Source organism: Rhizobium sp. LjRoot98 (assembly GCF_964252935.1).
GTDB lineage: Bacteria > Pseudomonadota > Alphaproteobacteria > Rhizobiales > Rhizobiaceae > Pararhizobium.
This window is the reverse complement of sequence record NZ_CAXUPW020000014.1, coordinates 1-16,552: the sequence shown is the minus strand read 5'-3', so window position 1 is coordinate 16,552 and position 16,552 is coordinate 1. Positions and strand designations below refer to the sequence as shown.

Annotated in this window: 13 protein-coding genes and 4 pseudogenes; 10 read left to right on the top strand and 7 right to left on the bottom strand. The window is 56.8% G+C overall.

All coding sequences use genetic code 11. The features are described from left to right. Positions 1–287 precede the first annotated feature (287 nt). Positions 288–1,601, top strand: a complete 1,314-nt coding sequence (locus ACSQ3J_RS27560) for an adenylate/guanylate cyclase domain-containing protein (RefSeq protein WP_244482094.1) — start codon at positions 288–290, stop codon at positions 1,599–1,601. An 821-nt stretch (positions 1,602–2,422) separates the two neighbouring features. Continuing rightward, positions 2,423–3,346 (top strand): homocysteine S-methyltransferase family protein, encoded by a 924-nt coding sequence (locus tag ACSQ3J_RS27555; RefSeq protein ID WP_060504172.1) that lies wholly within the window; start codon positions 2,423–2,425, stop codon positions 3,344–3,346. A 335-nt stretch (positions 3,347–3,681) separates the two neighbouring features. Here ACSQ3J_RS27555 and ACSQ3J_RS27550 read toward each other — a convergent pair. After that, positions 3,682–4,061: pseudogene (locus tag ACSQ3J_RS27550) on the bottom strand (Tn3 family transposase); the annotation flags it as partial. A 32-nt stretch (positions 4,062–4,093) separates the two neighbouring features. Here ACSQ3J_RS27550 and ACSQ3J_RS27545 point away from each other — a divergent pair. Continuing rightward, the gene (locus ACSQ3J_RS27545) at positions 4,094–4,279 is read left to right on the top strand and encodes a hypothetical protein (RefSeq protein ID WP_156397681.1); all 186 of its coding nucleotides are present in this window, start codon (positions 4,094–4,096) and stop codon (positions 4,277–4,279) included. A 133-nt stretch (positions 4,280–4,412) separates the two neighbouring features. On the opposite strand, the gene ACSQ3J_RS27540 is transcribed toward ACSQ3J_RS27545, so the two are convergent. Together ACSQ3J_RS27540 and ACSQ3J_RS27535 are read right to left on the bottom strand one after the other, a co-directional pair. Beyond that, positions 4,413–5,894: a pyridoxal phosphate-dependent decarboxylase family protein gene (locus tag ACSQ3J_RS27540; RefSeq protein WP_436040748.1), complete on the bottom strand. Its 1,482-nt coding sequence runs from the start codon at positions 5,892–5,894 to the stop codon at positions 4,413–4,415. Between the two features lie 623 nt (positions 5,895–6,517). After that, positions 6,518–7,385: pseudogene (locus tag ACSQ3J_RS27535) on the bottom strand (LysR substrate-binding domain-containing protein). Between ACSQ3J_RS27535 and ACSQ3J_RS27530 the strand changes: the two are divergent. The 6 genes and pseudogenes from ACSQ3J_RS27530 to ACSQ3J_RS27505 all read left to right on the top strand — a co-directional run. Continuing rightward, positions 7,330–7,691: pseudogene (locus ACSQ3J_RS27530) on the top strand (zinc-binding dehydrogenase); the annotation flags it as partial. The pseudogenes ACSQ3J_RS27535 and ACSQ3J_RS27530 sit on opposite strands and share 56 nt — an antisense overlap. A 178-nt stretch (positions 7,692–7,869) precedes the next feature. After that, a complete protein-coding gene (locus ACSQ3J_RS27525) occupies positions 7,870–8,346 on the top strand; it encodes a hypothetical protein (RefSeq protein ID WP_060504934.1) in 477 nt (158 codons plus the stop codon). Between the two features lie 1,197 nt (positions 8,347–9,543). Beyond that, on the top strand, positions 9,544–11,241 hold the full coding sequence (locus ACSQ3J_RS27520) for a sensor domain-containing phosphodiesterase (RefSeq protein WP_436040747.1): 1,698 nt from the start codon (positions 9,544–9,546) through the stop codon (positions 11,239–11,241). 220 nt (positions 11,242–11,461) lie between these two features. Beyond that, a pseudogene (locus ACSQ3J_RS27515) lies at positions 11,462–11,867 on the top strand (transposase); the annotation flags it as partial. A gap of 638 nt (positions 11,868–12,505) precedes the next feature. Then, positions 12,506–12,835 (top strand): hypothetical protein, encoded by a 330-nt coding sequence (locus ACSQ3J_RS27510; RefSeq protein WP_436040746.1) that lies wholly within the window; start codon positions 12,506–12,508, stop codon positions 12,833–12,835. A 4-nt stretch (positions 12,836–12,839) separates the two neighbouring features. Then, positions 12,840–13,055: a hypothetical protein gene (locus tag ACSQ3J_RS27505; RefSeq protein ID WP_060504931.1), complete on the top strand. Its 216-nt coding sequence runs from the start codon at positions 12,840–12,842 to the stop codon at positions 13,053–13,055. A 786-nt stretch (positions 13,056–13,841) separates the two neighbouring features. On the opposite strand, the gene ACSQ3J_RS27500 is transcribed toward ACSQ3J_RS27505, so the two are convergent. After that, on the bottom strand, positions 13,842–14,087 hold the full coding sequence (locus tag ACSQ3J_RS27500; RefSeq protein WP_060504930.1) for a DUF6894 family protein: 246 nt from the start codon (positions 14,085–14,087) through the stop codon (positions 13,842–13,844). Then, positions 14,084–14,419 (bottom strand): hypothetical protein, encoded by a 336-nt coding sequence (locus tag ACSQ3J_RS27495; protein ID WP_436040775.1) that lies wholly within the window; start codon positions 14,417–14,419, stop codon positions 14,084–14,086. The genes ACSQ3J_RS27500 and ACSQ3J_RS27495 overlap by 4 nt, the downstream gene beginning before the upstream one ends. Between ACSQ3J_RS27495 and ACSQ3J_RS27490 the strand changes: the two genes are divergently transcribed. Continuing rightward, the gene (locus ACSQ3J_RS27490) at positions 14,345–14,527 is read left to right on the top strand and encodes a hypothetical protein (protein WP_060504929.1); all 183 of its coding nucleotides are present in this window, start codon (positions 14,345–14,347) and stop codon (positions 14,525–14,527) included. The genes ACSQ3J_RS27495 and ACSQ3J_RS27490 overlap by 75 nt on opposite strands. A 324-nt stretch (positions 14,528–14,851) precedes the next feature. On the opposite strand, the gene ACSQ3J_RS27485 is transcribed toward ACSQ3J_RS27490, so the two are convergent. Both ACSQ3J_RS27485 and ACSQ3J_RS27480 read right to left on the bottom strand, forming a co-directional pair. Further along, positions 14,852–15,103, bottom strand: a complete 252-nt coding sequence (locus tag ACSQ3J_RS27485; protein WP_436040745.1) for a DUF3606 domain-containing protein — start codon at positions 15,101–15,103, stop codon at positions 14,852–14,854. An 841-nt stretch (positions 15,104–15,944) separates the two neighbouring features. After that, on the bottom strand, positions 15,945–16,397 hold the full coding sequence (locus ACSQ3J_RS27480) for a DUF1810 domain-containing protein (protein WP_060504938.1): 453 nt from the start codon (positions 16,395–16,397) through the stop codon (positions 15,945–15,947). Positions 16,398–16,552: the final 155 nt, after the last annotated feature.

Here is a 16,552-nt window from a genome sequence, read left to right as displayed (position 1 = left end):
AGCTTCTTCAACAAGGGAGCCTCACTATGCAGGCCCCCAACCCGCCTGTCAGCCGCTGCGCCAATAGTTGATTGACGACATATCTTCCTGACGTCGATAGCCAGCCAACCTTCCTCGGGCGTTCAACCGACGGCGACCGCCGACGACTGCGCCGGTTCCAGATCATGTAGCAGAAGGATGGCGTTCCCGCACCAACCATAAACAGCATCGTTAGTCGTGCCTTCCTCACGATAATATGCTATGTTTCTGCCATGCGACCGAGTACGCGCTATGCAAAAAGTGGTGAGTTGAACATCGCCTATCAAGTGATCGGTGACGGGCCCCTTGATATCATCTACGTCCCAGGCTGGGTGTCGAATCTTGATTACGCCTGGGCATTTCCACCCGTGGTGCACATGTTCGAGCGGCTGAGCGCTTTTGCCCGGCTGATCCTCTTTGACAAGCGCGGAACCGGGCTCTCGGACCGCAACGTCGGTTATCCAACTCTTGAGGAGCGCATGCAAGACATGCAGGCAGTCATGGATGCGGCTGGCTCGCAGCGAGCTGCGCTGATGGGCACGTCCGAGGGCGGCAACCTTTGCATGTTGTTCGCGGCGACTTATCCGGAGAGGTCCATCGCACTTGTTCTCCACGGGGCCTTCGCGAGAGGGCTTTGGTCGGAGGACTACCCTTGGGGCAAGACCCGTGAGAAGGTTGAGGAAGAGCTGGTCGTCATCGCGCGGGACTGGGGTGGACCATTCGATCTCAGTAACGGAGCACCAAGTCTTGTCGGTGACCGGGAGGCGCGCGATTGGTTTGCAGGTTTCCTGCGCAACTCGGCCTCGCCGCAGGACGCTGTGTCTCTCTGGCGCTGGAATACCGAGATCGACGTTCGCGGCATCTTGAGTGCCATCCACGTTCCCACGCTCGTCCTTCACAGAACTGGCGATCGCTGGGTGCAGGTCGAAGAAGGCCGCTATCTCGCCGATCGGATACCGGGGGCAAAATGGGTAGAACTGCAAGGTGATGACCACGTGATCTGGGCTGGTGACGCGGATCGTACATTGGATGAGATCGAAGAATTCCTCACCGGTATCCGCCCGCAGCCGGCCTCTGAACGCGTTCTTCTCACTGTGCTGTTTACCGACATTGTCGGCTCTACGTCCATAGCCGCCAAGCTGGGCGATCGAAGCTGGCAAGACTTATTGCGCCGCCATGACGAAGCGGTGCGCGTCGGACTTTCTCGCTACGATGGCAAGGAAATAAAGACGATGGGCGACGGCGTTCTAGCCACTTTCCAGCAGCCAAGCCAGGCTATACGTTGCGGTTGCGCAATCCGCGATAGCGCGGCAATGTTGGGACTGGGTATTCGTGCCGCCCTACACACTGGCGAGTGTGAAAGGCGCGGTGGCGAATTGGGCGGGATAGCCGTCCATCTTGCTTCGCGCCTTCTAGCTCACGCCGATGCCGGAGAAGTCGTGGCCTCGGGGACGGTGAAGGACCTCGTCGTTGGCTCCGGCGTTGCGTTCGAGACACGTGGTGAAACGGATCTGCGTGGCGTTCCTGGAAAGTGGCACATCTACGCTGTAACCGTTGATCCGAAGCGTCCTGACGATTGGTGACAGGCTCCTAATCGTTGCATTTTCCGGTGATTGACGGCTGTTAACGCATTTGAGCCGCGCCAGTAATTCACCTGAAGCAGCCATCGAATCTTAAGTCTGCGATATTGACGCTGATTACGGACTCTGGGGCTTGCGAGTTTGGCAACGCGGGATGCGTGACTGAGGGAGTGGGCCATTCGTTAGCAGGTCTCGGGCACGCTTCGCAACCAATTGGGCCACTGCATCATTAAACCGAATGACTGGGTTTCGAACAATCAGTCGCTGCCGATCCTGATTTACGGGGCCGTGTTACTTGCAAAGTTCCTTGCAATGTTGACCACAGATGTACTGGCGGCGGCGTGAGTGACGAGGGAAGTTGATGTGAGTTTCGCCGGCCTTTTCTCTTTTTGGCAGTTCCCCGTCGAAAAAGTTGATGGGTCAGGTCCCGCATCAGGTGCTTTGTGTTTTAGGCATCACTGATATATAATTGCGGATAAGAATAGGGTTACTCTGGCACGAACAAATCTGAATGGCCTGATGCAGTTAAAGTCCGGTACTCGGATGGACCATTCGACGGAAAGGTGGTTACCGAGAACGCGCGCGTTGCCTTCATTCGTGGCAGCAAAGAGCGATGTGATGCAGGCTGCGCAGACCCGGTCGATCTAAAACCACCTCGACCTCGACTCCCGGTCCCGACAAGAGATGTCGGCCACCAGAAAGGGGGCTGACGGCCATGGGCGGGAGATCAACACCAAGGCGAGGGCGTGTGCAATACCCCCGTCGCGCTGTGCGTAGTTCTACCGCGTCACCAGAATTTAATATATTTCCTTGGGAAGGATATCATGGATCTAGTTGACCGCCTCTTGTTATCAACAAACCCCTTCATTAGCGACGGGGGCATGGAGACCGACCTCATCTTCCACAAGGGCGCCGATTTGCCGCTGTTCGCCTCGTTCGTCTTGCTTGACAGCCCAGAGGGTCGCGAGATGCTGCGGAGCTACGCGGTTTCTTATTTCGACATGGCCCAAGCAGCGAGCCGAGGCTTTGTGATGGGCACGCCGACCTGGCGGGCCAATGGCGGCTGGGGGCCGAAGCTGGGACTGGACGACGCTGGCATCCGAAACATTAACCGGCGCGCTGTCGCGTTTGCACAAGATTTGCGACGCAGCCATCCCTGGCGTGACCACATATTGATCGAGGGAGCGCTCGGGCCAGCCGGCGACGGCTACGCTCCCGAGCACCTTTTAACCCCGAGTGAAGCGGCCCACCTGCACACCGCCCAGCTCGAGACCTTTGCCGAGGAAGGTGTCGACATCGCATCAGCATTTACCATCACGCATCCTGGCGAGGCGATCGGGATGGTCAACCGGGCGCGTGAACTGGGCCTGCCTTTTGCGCTTTCATTTACAGTGGAGACCGACGGACGTTTGCCGACCGGGCAAGACCTTGACTCGGCACTGAGTGAGGTCGAGGCCGCAACAGGAGGCTACGCTCGCTATTACGGGATCAACTGCGCTCATCCTGATCATTTCAGCAAACTAATGCCGTCGCGTTGGCTCAGCCGGATCGGCATGGTCCGGCCAAACGCCTCGCGCCGGAGCCATGCCGAATTGGATGAAGCCACCGACCTTGACGACGGTAATCCACAGGAGTTCGGCACGCTTTACGCTGAAATGGCACAGCGCCTCCCTGGGCTGCGCGTTGTGGGCGGATGCTGCGGCTCAGATATTCGGCACATCAAGGCTTTGATCGCGGCGGGGGTCTGAGCCCCAAATGTCCAAGTTTTTTAATAGCTGGCTCTGTTGTGCGTGGGGACTACCAGCAAATGCCGAGCAAGGTCGCGCTTGCCGATTTAGCGGCTGACTGCGTGATACTAAAGGCAATGTAGACCAACGAAGACGACAGAAGACGACTTACGAGCTGGCTTCCCTGCAAGAGGATGCGATATCCGGATTGAAAGCCCTTTTCTCAAGGCAGTGCAGGACGAGCAGCGCAATCGCGAGTGGTTCGAGACGGCGAAAGCAAATGATCTTGAAATCCAGTGACTGTGTTCGCATTCAAGGCTCAAACCCTGGTCGATAGCCGCCTGCTGAAGTTAGAACAAGAGCGGTTCAAAACCCTGCGCTAAGGCCGAACGGACTTCTGCCCCGGCAGCTTCGTCGCTGGCGTGCGGTGCCACGATCAAGGTGCTGTTTCCCATCCTGTCGCCCTCGAGTTTTTCCATTGCGGGCGCGCCAAGCCGGCCGCTTCAGGTTGAAGTCCATCATTTGCCAGACGTCGGTAAGCCACGCCACGCCGTCGTTCTAGACGCCAAGGCCGAGCTTGTCGTCCTGCTTCAGTGCAACGAAAGCGGATTTGGGCATGAGATGTTCGTCTACAGGCCGGAACGAGCGACTGGCCTCGACCCAGACATCTCCCGAGCGCAGCCGGTCACGAAAGTGAGTTTAGCGTCGCGATCTCGTAAAGTCGCCGATTTGCTTTCCTTCTAGTATCAGTTCACGAGGCCGCATCTCATGGGCGCCGTCGTCGGCCTCGTCATCCTGTCGGGGCTCGCCTCTGGTCTGGGGATTACCGCGCGCCGTTTCGTAGCGATCTGCGCAAGCCGGGCCTGCACTTGGTGTAAAAATGCCGCGGTAGTCGCCGCGGCGTTTGGATTGGCTACTCAATGGATGGCGGCTTCACCGCAGGCCAAAGAATGACAAGTCCGCGATTACGATAATGACGAGGCCCACAACATAGATAACGCGGTTCATGACGGGCTCTTTAGATTTTTGACGTACCAAAACACATTGTAAAGAGTGGGTTCCTTTCACAACGCCGGTCTCTCGAACGTCAGCCAGCCATGCTTTCTTTCACAATCGTGTCCCCAAGCCCAATTATTTCCCGGACCAGCAGGGTCAGATCGCTGCGCCGCGTTCTGTGATTGTCTATCGCGACCCGCAAGCAATGAGCGCCGTTAACTGTCGTATCCGATAGCACCGCAGTTCCTTCTTCCTGGAGTCTCAGCATTATCTCCATATTGAGTGCCTTCAGATCCCCGGCGCTCATCCCTTCCGCGCGATAGCGAAAGCAGACGATGCTGATGTTTGTCGGTGCGACCAGCTCCAAAAGAGGTTCGGCCTCAACCAGTGCGCTGAGATAGTGGGCCTGCTCAATATTCTGATCGATCAGGCGACCAAACTTCTCGATGCCATGTTCCTTGATAGCCATCCAGACCTTAAGCGCCCGAAACCCGCGGGAGGTCTGCAAGCTGTAGTCGGAAAGCCAATTGGTCGATGCAAGGCCGCGTGGTGTCATCTCCAGATATTCCGGTGTCACTGCAAATGTATTGCGATGCGCTGTGGCATCCCGGATCAAGGCGCACCCGGCCTCAATTGGCGAGTGTAGCCATTTGTGTGGATCGAGCGCAACGGAATCGGCGCGTTCGATGCCCGCAACGCGATAGGAATTCGACGGGGCAATGGCGACCAAAGCGCCGATGCAGCCATCGACATGGAACCAGAGGTTCTCCTGTTCCGCTAAGCTGGCGAGAGCCTGCAGATCGTCTATAGCGCCGGTATTGACTGTCCCGGCCGTGCCGATCAAACATGCAGGCTGGAGCCCCGCCGCACGGTCCTCCGCAATCGCCGCCCGCAAAGCCGTTAGATCAATGCGCAGCGCGCTATCTGTTGGAATGCGTCGCAGGGCCCGATTCCCGAGCCCCAACACCTCCATTCCCTTGCGGTGGCAACTGTGAATTTGATCAGAGCCGTAGAAACGCAAGGGCTTCGCCATGGCTGCGACACCGTGCTCACGCACGTCGACGCCCGCCTTCACATTTCGAGCCACGTTCAAGCCGATAATATTGGCCATCGAGCCGCCGGCCACCAACGTGCCGCTGGCAGACACAGGAAAGCGGACCATCTCTTTGCACCAGGCCACCAGTTGTTGATCGACCATTGGGGCCGCATGGTTTCCGCCGCCAACATTCGAGCCTTGGATGGCCGCCAAAAAATCTCCCAGCGCCCCCGTAAAATTGCTTGCCCCCATATACCAGGCCCAAAAGCGCGGATGCACGTTGCCCATGGGATAGGGCATCACGTTTTCGGTTACCTCGCGATAAACATCAGCCAGTCGTGCCGGTGATCTTGGCAAGGGGGATGTGAAGAATACCCTTACCTCCGCCGGCATCTCCCGCCAAACTGGACGGTCGCGGACGTCACGCAGATACCTAACTCCATCATCGACGATTTTGTGCGCTATATCTTCAACTTCCGACCAGTTGGTTGGGTCAAGCGTTTCTTCGATCGGGCTTGCTGCTGTAACGTCAACCATCAGAACCCCCAAAAAATACTGATGCCTTAAGATTATATACGCATCTCCTTATGAAAGCTATCCAACGGGGTTCGCGATTGGGTCCGATACTGTCAACTGGCGCCTTCGGTCAGCTTGTGGCTTCTTTCTCAAGGTTTCAATGGACGTCTACCAGGCTTGTGAAAATCGCAATCTTGCGGTGACCGCTGCGTCACGCCATTGCGTCAAGTTCTCCGACACCTTGAAGTCCCAAGCGAGATCAATCGGTGCGCTCAACGGCTGCTGCCTCGCGCGCCTTCCGGTCCGTGGGAGGTGGGTTCCTCGCCTTGACGGGGTACGCGAGGACCGGTCCCCGGACAGCGCGCGGCAGCTCTATAACATCGTCATTGCGGCGGCCCAGACCGCCAAGCCGGATGGGATCGCACACGCAACGCCACAGCTTGGTTACGCTCGTGTTGGAGGACGGCACCAACTGCAGTTGATAAGTCCCTGCAAAGGCCACGCCAGAATTCGAGGACACGCAATCTCGCACGCGAGCAAGTTGAACGCGACTGCGTCCCGTTCCAAAAAAGTAGCCGCTGGCATATTTACATCATCAGCTTCGGCAATTCGGTGGCCAGCGTATCGACAACAAGGCGAACTTTTCACGCAAGATGAGGTGTTCGCAACCACAGGGCGTAATTCTCAAATACGTGCCCCGGCTCACCCTGCAACAGCGGCATGAGCATGCCAGCTTCTACGCGTTCGCGAATGAGCCAGGAGGGAAGCCAGGCGATCCCCATGCCCGCCATCGCGGCATCGGCAATTCCTTCAAGATCGTCCAGGCGCAACCGACTGTTCAGCGTGATCTCGGCCGCAGGTTGCCCATTACGCGGAAACAGCCAGGGATGGGACCACCCGGGCCGACTATAGCGAATGGCGTGATGCCGGTCGAGGTCCTCCAGTTTAAGCGGCCTGCCGTTGATCTCGAGATAAGCCGGCGAAGCGCAAACGACCATGCTGTGACGGGCGATGCGTCGTGCGATCAATCCCGCCCTATTCTCGAGACCGCCTGTCCGGATGGCCAAATCATACCCATCCTCGGCAAGGTCGGCGATGTCATCACGGAACGACAGATCCAGTTCCATGGCAGGATATTGCCGCGCAAGCTTCACGAGAATCGGGCTCACGCATCGCCGCCCGAGAAGGGCGGGCATCGTAACGCGCAGCCTTCCACGCGGTTCCGATAGCTGTTCGGCCGCAAGAGCATCGGCCGCGTCGATCTCAGCAAGAATTTGCCGGCATCGCTCGTCGTAGTCGCGCCCGAAGTCCGTCAGGCTCTGACGGCGCGTAGTTCGGTTGATCAGACGCACTCCCAGGCATTCCTCGAATAGGCGTATATGTTGGTCCGGACATACCGAGTGCCGCGGCCACCGCCGCGAACGAGCCCAGATCAACGGCCTTCACGAAGACCGACAAGGAGGATCTTGAACTGCGGCTGAAAGAAATTGCCGCCCCCACTGGCGCCCGCATGGTGTTTGATCCCATCGGAGGTTCGATCTTCGAGGCACTGACAGCCGTGGCTTAGCGCCCGAGGCCAGCGCCCTTCCCGCTGTTCGCGGTCTTGAGCAAGCGCTTGACGCTGCGCGGCTACCTCGTCCACGAGATCGTGGCGACCCGGTGCGCCTGGACGCGGCAAAGGCATTCATCCTTGAAGGACTGGCGTCCGGCGAGCTTCAACCGGAAATCGCCAAAATCTTTCCGTTTGACCAGATTGTCGAAGCGCATCGCTACTTGGAATCGAACGAACAATTCGGCAAGATCGTCGTGAGGATTTGATGCCAAATCGGTAGAGCGAACGTACTCGGGCGACATCAGTCGCACTTCGTGTCCTCATGCTGCGAAAAGTCAACCAAGGTGGTGAGCCCCGCAGCATGCTTCCATTGCAATGACATTCTCGCCATTTTGATTTCCTAGAGAAGCTGGCAGACCAGACATTCTGGGAGGAGAACTATTGATGCTTAACTGGGTTGATCAACGACGGACACGGCGGCGAAATATCGCGGGCTTCTGGATGTACGGCACCATACGACCGATGACGATAGTTGCGTTATGGGCAGCCGTCAGCTGGTCGGGGCTCGGCAATCGGGCGTTTTCTCAAGAGACGCTTTACGTTGGGCGGCCAGGTCTCGCCGAGCCAGAGGGGACTCCGCTTGAAATTGCGACCTGCAAAACCATCAAACAGACACTGGATGGCTTCCAGCCACAGCGGGATCGGGTTGATCTTTGGATCTCCGGTCCGCTTACGCTCGTGCATACCGACAAGGTCCTCTGGTATCTTGCAGTCTGTCCGGACACTGGAATTCGCGTGATGTGCATCACCTATTCCGACAATGGCATGAAGACAGGCGATCACGTCGTTCTGGCGGGCGCGTTGGAAATCCAAGATCGCAAACACGCGGTTCTCGACCCCTGCCTTGCCTCACGCGATTAGACGACGGCCAACTAACGCAACGTCAAAGAGTCGCTCCGCCGGCATGGGTTTCTCCTCTTTCTGGCACGAGATAAAATATGATAAAACGAAACTCGTTCCTCCGCCCCGTGGTCAATAGTCAAGAATTTCGAGGTCGGAGAGATGCTCGTGACGCGTTAGCGTCATCGCGGGGCGTAGCGGCGTCGGCTATGTAGTTCGCGACAACTTCACTATGCCGCCCCATGACTCCCTCGCGCGTTCGCAGACTATCCTGTTTCAACCGGGGGGAGTGGCCGTGAGGTTCCCGACGCCCACTATGTGTGCTTGCGAAAGATCATGATAGATCGGCGTGGCAGCTGCTAGACAGCTGGCTTTCGAACCACTCCCTCGGATCGCCAGTTGGAGGCCTCGCCTGCCTGGCGCGATCAGGCCTCGCCGTTGAGGCACGGATCATGTTGATTTTATGGGATTGTAGGTATTGACCTTCTGCCGCGCCACACCAAGTCTGTGCACAAGCGAGGGGTAGCAATGACTTACGATTGGGATGGACGACGGAACCGGCTAGCCAGGGCGGCACGCATCACGACAGGGCTGGGGCTAACGTTGGCTATCCTATCTCTTCCACTACTAATGTTTATTTGATATGCGCCAACAGCTTTGCGCCGTGACACGCCAAGCACCAAGCCCGTCGCTTTAGTCGGGCGGCGGCCGGGTGCCTTTAAAAACGTCGTTTTTAGAGGTTGTAGAAAATGTGTCATTGTAGTCTGGCCCGAGAGGATTCAGGTGTGACGGCTAATGGATAATCGTCGTCAGACGGTATGGTCGGAACATAGCCCGTCTCCGAAGTGGCTACCCGTGTGGCACCTGGCGTCAGCTTTCGGCCAGAATTGATCGTCCGTGAAGTCAGCCGAAATCGGTCGATGGCCTAGATGTCCCAAGATGCGTGACAGAGGGCGGGGACATAGCCTGCGGACTGTTGCCACATGTCGCTGAGCCTCGCAGCAAAACCTGCGACGCTCGTAGTGGATCTCACGTATTTAAGGGCTTATTTCCCCCCTTGGCGAACTAATCTGAGTGTCGGGGGTTGATAGTAGTTTACCGCGATAAAGCAGAAGCAGCGTATTTTGCCGTCACAAAAGGGAGTTCTCAATGCGGGAGGGCCCATCACTAGAATCCTACGAACTGCGCCGCACCGGACTCGTCCGAGAACTAGGGTTGATGAATAACGACGGTAGTCAGGACGCTTATGACCGCATAGCCGGAATCGCCAAGAGGGTTTTTGCAACAGATATTGCCCTGATCACATTCATCGATGGCGATCGGCATTGGTTCAAGTCCCGCCTTGGAACGGACTTGACACAGACTCCGTGCACTCAGAGTTTCTGCACCCATGCCATGACGGCTAAACAAGTATTGGTCGTTGAGAACGCCCCAGACGATCCGCAGTTTCACGACAACGCTCTCGTCGTTGGCGCTCCCCACATTCGCTTTTATGCCGGCGCACCGCTGCTGACCCATGAAGGCTATCCCATAGGCACGATTTGTGTGATGGACAAACAGCCGAGACGGTTCGAGCACGAAGATCAGTATATGCTGCAGGCCCTAGCTGATCTTGTGATGCCGCAGATGCGCGTGGACAGTGACCTGACCCACCGCGATACCGCTACAAACATGCCTAACCGCATTCAATTCTTCACGGACCTCGCCGAATTCGGCCGCACGCACGAGGCGCAGGACAAGTGGGTTGTGTTGATCGAATTGATGGGCATGCATGAGGCAAACGACGCCGTCCGGGCTCTTGGGCTCGGATATATCTACGATCAAATCGCCCACTCCGCGGAACGGATACGTTTCACCGTTGATAACGCGACGGTTTATCATGTCGGGCCTGCCCACCTTGCCTTCTGCCTGGATAAGGATAAAGATGCGCTTCAAATCCTTGATAGCGTCGTGGCGAGACTGCGCCAGCCGTTCATTACCAGCTCAGGCATTCCTGCGAAGCTCGCACCTGGCTGTGGCGCCCGCAACATAACCGGCGCGGAACTGTTTGCTCCCGAGGTTTTACGCACGCTCCTTCAAGCCGCGCGTGAAGCGCGTGATAGTCCCCGAGGTGTCGCGCTTTATGATCCGATCGCCGACGGGGCCCATCGACAAGCCTTTTCGCTGGTTGTCGAAATGCCGCGTGCGCTTAGCGCAGATGAGCTTTTTCTTGTATATCAGCCTCGCGTTAACGCACAGTCCGAATTGTGGGAAGGCGCCGAGGCTTTATTGCGTTGGCGCCATCCATCGCTCGGCGTCTTAACCCCCGGAAATTTTTTACCGCTGATTACGAAGACGCCGCTGATTCGGGATGTGACCGACTGGGTCATGGATGCAGTGTGTAGGCAGCTCGGCAGCTGGCAGGCGGAAAACCTTAATATGCGCTGTTCATTCAACGTCAGTGCCCGCAATCTGGAAGAGGACGATTTCGTGGAACGACTCGCCAGCGTAATGGCGGAGCATGCCGTCGATCCCCGCTGGCTGGAAATCGAAATTGTGGAAGACGTCTCAGCCACCGAAAATGAGACGATCTTGTCCAGATTGATCGCCATCCGAGATCTCGGAGTCACCATCGCAATCGACGATTTCGGCAGCGGATACAGCAATCTTGCCTATCTTCTGGAACTTCCAGCCACGGTGCTCAAGCTCGAGCGCTCCATCGTGGCTGGCATACTGACCAAGCCTTCGTACGCTACCGCCACCGCCTCCATCATCGCGATGGGTCATCAACTCGGCTATCGCATTGTCGGCGAAGGCGTTGAAACGGCCGATATCAAAGAGAAACTCGTCCAATGGGGCTGTGATGAGTTGCAGGGGTACCTGTTTGCCAAGCCGCTCGAAGCCGAGGCATTTAAGCAACATCTACTAGCACGTTAGTTTCTGACGTTAAGCTTGAGCTGAAGGTGTGAAAAGGGACGCAGCGCCGTTCTTGCGGATACGAGACCGGCAGCACTTGTCTCAAGCCGCAGAATGGAACATGCCTCGCCGTGAATCAACCTCTGACACCCTGCCCTGGTCACGATGTCATTCGAAGGGTGCTAATAGCCGACGACGAGCCGCTTGATCCGTCCGCTACATTGAACGCATTGGTTATGGCATGCGCCGACAAACGACGGTTCCCGGGGTTGGTCCCATCACCGCGGCGACGATAAAGGCTTTGGTTCCTGATCCAGGCGGGTTCAAGTCGGCGCGCCACTTTGCTGCTTGGGTTGGGCTGACACCCAGACCTCATTCCAGCGGAGGTAAGGAGCGATTGGGTGGAATCTGCAAAATGGGCAATCCCGAACTTCGTGTTCACCTCGTTCTCGCGGCACCAGCCGTTCTGCGGATTGCCCCGAACGTGACCGCGCGCGACCTTGGCTGAAAGCGCTGCTCGCCAGGCGTCCCTTCAAGGTTGCTGCTGTCGCATAGTCAACACGATGGCACGGATCATCTGGGCCCTTCTGACTAAGGGCGGGATCTACAATCCTCCCGAGCCATCCTCAATTGCTGCGACAATCTGACGAGTCTCGGCACCGATAAACTGATCTGGCCGGCGTCGTCCGGCAGATGCAGGGGCTACTGCAAGCCATGAACCCATGGGACGAAATTCCGGAACGAGTGAAGCCGCCGACGCTGCACTTAAAGTGCGTGGATGTGATTTAGCTCCTCGTTTCGCGGATCTCAACGAGGCCAGCGGTCATGTACCGCACTCAAAGGCCGTACATATGAACGCACCGTCATGGTGTGTGAATCCGATTGCCAAGCCCGTTGCCTACGAAGGAGAAATTCGATGCCACTCGGATGAACAATTGACAAGGATCCTGATGTGAGAGGATGCGAACCGACGGCCCGTCGTTCAGCAGATGTATTCGTATTAGATTTTCCAACCCGGGCAGCTACTTACCTGCTGATAGCCATCAGTTGTTTTTGGACACGCCCCCGATGCCGCATTAATCATGGTGACGGCGCCGCCGCGATGCGTAGTCATGAAGCCACGCAACCCTATAGCTGGCCAGCCGCTGGGCAGCCGAACGCAAAAACCAGAAAGCCATGCCTTCCGTTTGGGTCCAAACTGTCAGTGAAAAATGATCGGGTGGGGGGCCCCGCTGCCTATCCGCCGCAGATGAATCTTCGAAGGGGTGATCCGCCCCGGAAGGCAATGGACGTAAAAACCGGCCCCAATCACGACAAGACGGCGCATCGTGAAAGCCGGAAGGCCTTCTATGACTGGCTGGCCGAGACGATCACGATCACGATCACGATCACGATCAACGGTATCCAAAAGATAGAGCGCGATACCGAATTCGACAATGAGACGTATCGCAGTGGCTGCATCCGCCTCTACTACCCCGAGACGTCCGGCACGAATCGGATCTCAAGAACGGCGTGTTGCTCGAAGCCGGCTTCGACACGGTGGCTCCCAATATCGACAAGGATATCAGCTCCTGGCCTAAAATTACGCGGCATCGCGCGTCGAGCTGATCGATAATCGCGTGCTGGCCGTTCCCTGCTACGAGCCCGGCTACACGCTGGTCGAGAAGCTCCATACCATTTCCACCAAATATCGCGAACAGCAGGAAACCGGCCAGTTTCCCGCTAATTTCCTGCGGCACTATTACAACGTGTTTTGCCTACTGGACCAGCCGGAAGTGCAAGACTTCATCGGTACGGAAGCCCATGTTGTGCACAAAAATCATCCCGAAGGCTGACAATCAGGACATCGGCAGCGATCCCGCTTTTAGCCTTTCCGACGCCGGGACGTTTGGGCTTTACGACCGAGTAGACGAACGGACGGCGGCGCTCTATTATTACGGCCGGCCCAGCCTGAAAGACTCCTCGCACGCATCACCTCCTACACGGAGCGTCTATAGCGATTCCACTCCAATAGCTTCCTCTATAAGTCATTGTTCAAACATGCTTCTTTTACGGGCGAACTTGTCCCGAGGCAGAATTTGGAGACGCACGTAAACTACACAACGATATCGTTTGACCTGCGGCCAAGCACGTACCCGTGCCAGAACTGGATACGCAGCAAAAGTAATACCGCGGTTGACCTACAAAGGTATATCTTCAAGACCGTCCGCCAAGCACAGGGTGAGCGAGATAGGCATGGGCCATTGAGCCCGGAAATGGAGAATGGCTTAAGCCCTCGAGCTGCGGGAAGATGAACCACAATCCAGAGGCCTTGCTTCCGGCCATTCTCCAATTCCTTGAAGGCGGTGTCGTAGAGCCGAGACAGGCGTCTCGGCGACAACACCGCTTCACCTTTTGCACCACCGTTTCACCGACACACGTCCGACATCGTTTGAAAAAGCCCCGTACTTGATGGCGTGGGTGGCCAGCTCGTGGAGGAGAAGGGATAGCGATAACCCCGCTTTTGTTCCAAGCCTGACCTTGGGTCCGTCCAGTACTGGCGGGTATAGACATGTACACCAATCCCCCTTGTAATGGGACGACTCTCGGGAAGCGGTCATTCAGATGTCACTTCGTAAGTGTCATTCAGATGTCACTTCGTAAGTGAATGTCAGCGATCCGACAGAGATCGACTTGCCGGAGCCGTCTCTGACTTTCACGGTTACTATCCCGCGATGCTCGTCATAGGGAAGCTCGTCTCTCGCGATATCCGACATGATCCGCGCGACCTCTCTCGGCAAGTCTGCCTTTGATGAAATCAGCATGCCGACATCGTCAATCACCTGACCGTCGCCGTTATGGATGTCGAAAAAGTATCGGGTCGTCATCGTTGCGGAGCTCTCGTGATGGCATCTTGGCGGAATTGATATGGTCGCAGTGTTTTCGAAGGAGCTGATGGACTAACTCCGGGGTCAACGGCTTGGAAATGAAGGTGGCGTTTCGGGGTACGTCTCCTGCAGCAGGCTGCTCCGGAGGCGATGACGACGCAGATGTGGGGCCAACGTTCCGCAACGACACGGGCGAGGACGAAACCGTCTAGTTCGCCAGGCGTCTGCACGTCCGTGACAACAAGCTGGAGCGAAGAATGCCGGTTGAGGAATTCGTATGCCTGGCCGGCGGTCGTGGCTTCTACGCCGACATCTCCCTCGTCCGCGAGCATGTCGGCGGTGTCCATGAGGATCAAGGGTTCGTCATCCACGATAAGTGCGATCGGTATCGCGAGCTTTCGAATTCTGCTTTTTCCATCCGCCATAAATCTTTAACATGACGAATAGTTCCTCAAATGGTGCAGATGGACGTACGTCGCTCAGCACCGGGTGGGTGAGACCGAAGATCGAATGGAATTCGAATGAGGCAGCTCCACGTGCGCGGCGTTATGGCGAGGCTGATTATCTCGTCCCCCCGTTGCGCGCGAACGGCCGCATGGACGAGAACCGCGGTAGAGGGGAGATTGAGGATACCAGAACTGCAACGGACAACAGTCCGCGATTTGCAATTTCCGCCCGCGCGCGAAAGCCGCTCTCCTTAGCTACCATCAACGAAACTTCTGCCCGTTGGACTTCTGGCAGGGAATTGTCCGTACCGCTTTCGGTCATTTTTCGAGCTTTTCCTCAACCATACTCCGGTTGTCACCCGCGACGTTCACGGCTTCCTTCACCTGAGCCTTCGATAGGACCTCTTTCTTCGCTTCGTAGCTCAGCTCGTGATGTTGTCCGGCTGCGACACGCGCTCGATCCTGATTTCTTCCGCGAGTGCCAGTTGCCATTTTCAAAACTCCGTTTCGAAAACGGCTTAACTCCTCCCTGCCCTTCAGGTTTCGTCGACCGCGACTGACAATCAGCATATTCGGCAGCCTCTGCGTCGCTTTTGGGAGCAGATCTGAACGATGCATTCAGGAGGCGTCTCATTCATCAACGAAGCCTGCTGAATGATAAGGGCCATGGCGGCACGTCGCTCTTCCGGCAGCTTGAGTATGAACGTATCCATGTCACGTCCAAAGTTTGACCACGCCTTATCGCCTGCTTGGCCGCGCTCGATAACGCCTGCCGTCTCGAGGGCAGCTCGATCCACGTTCTCGCGAGCAAGGGATATTTGAAGAAGGTCCGTCCCGGCGATCATTGTCCAATCCCCTGTTGTCTAAAATTTACCGTCTCGTGGCTAGAGTGTCCGCGGAGTGCTCTCTTCCTTTTCGATTAGCGTGTGGTAATCGGCCGCCGCGAACGTGCTGTCGTGCTGGAACCCCGAGACGAGGGCATTGTTCTAACGTTGTGAACATCATGGATGCCCTGAAGAAGTCCCTGGCGACGGAACTGAAGAACCGCAAGGCGGTGATGAAAATGCTGGCATGGTAGCCGCGCCAGCGGATGGCTTTCATTGGTCGCCCGAAAAGCCGACCGTGAAACACGAAGGGCGCTCGATCCATTTCTGGAGAGCGCCCTTCGCAGACCCGGGCAGCACGCCACGCGACGAAGTCACTGTGGCAAGCCATCGAAACGGGTGATGTCCATAAATGAGATTGGCAAGCGGGGTTTTCAAGACCCGCGAATAATTGGAGCGCCGTCGCCGAACGACCCAATCGACAGCACCTTCCTCCGCCTGGCGCGGACATCGCGAATACAACGCACTCCCGACGAATTCGGTCGGCTACAAGCAAGGACTCTTTGCCAACAATCCTAATAAAATGCCTACGATCGAGGTCCTGCCCTGCCAAGTCCTTCTTTAAGGAGTTCGAGGGTCCTCGCATCGGCCTTACCGCCGAAGTAGCGCTCGATGGCTGTGCGGAACGGCTCGGGATCGTTGGCAGTCTCCCGAAACAGCGTCATCGACGAGTGCAGTTTTAGATCATCGGGAGAGCCGAATATCTCGTGGGCAGTGCGATTGGGGACCACGTTAATCGCGCGGGTACACTGGACGAGGCGATCACCAAGCAACGGGTGGGCGAGATAGGCATGAGCTTCGTCCAGCCCGGAAATCGAAAACCTAATCGCGGTTGGCGAATGGCCGAGGCCAGCGACCTGCGGGAAAATGAACCACATCCAGTGGCTTTGTTTGCGGCCCCGCTCCAACTCTCTAAGGGCAGTGTCATAAACGAGTGCCTGCGCCTCGATGAAGCGTGAGAGATTATAGGGGTCGCTCATGTGCTGTACTCCAAACTCGAGAATCTGGCCTGCGCCGCTGGCACTGTCCGCAGATTTTACCATTTCTGATGAGTATGTCAGTGAATCATCCGAGTGCATCACGACTTATTTGGCGACTCAGCGAAGCTGACGTGATCGCTCCGGCGACGGCCAAT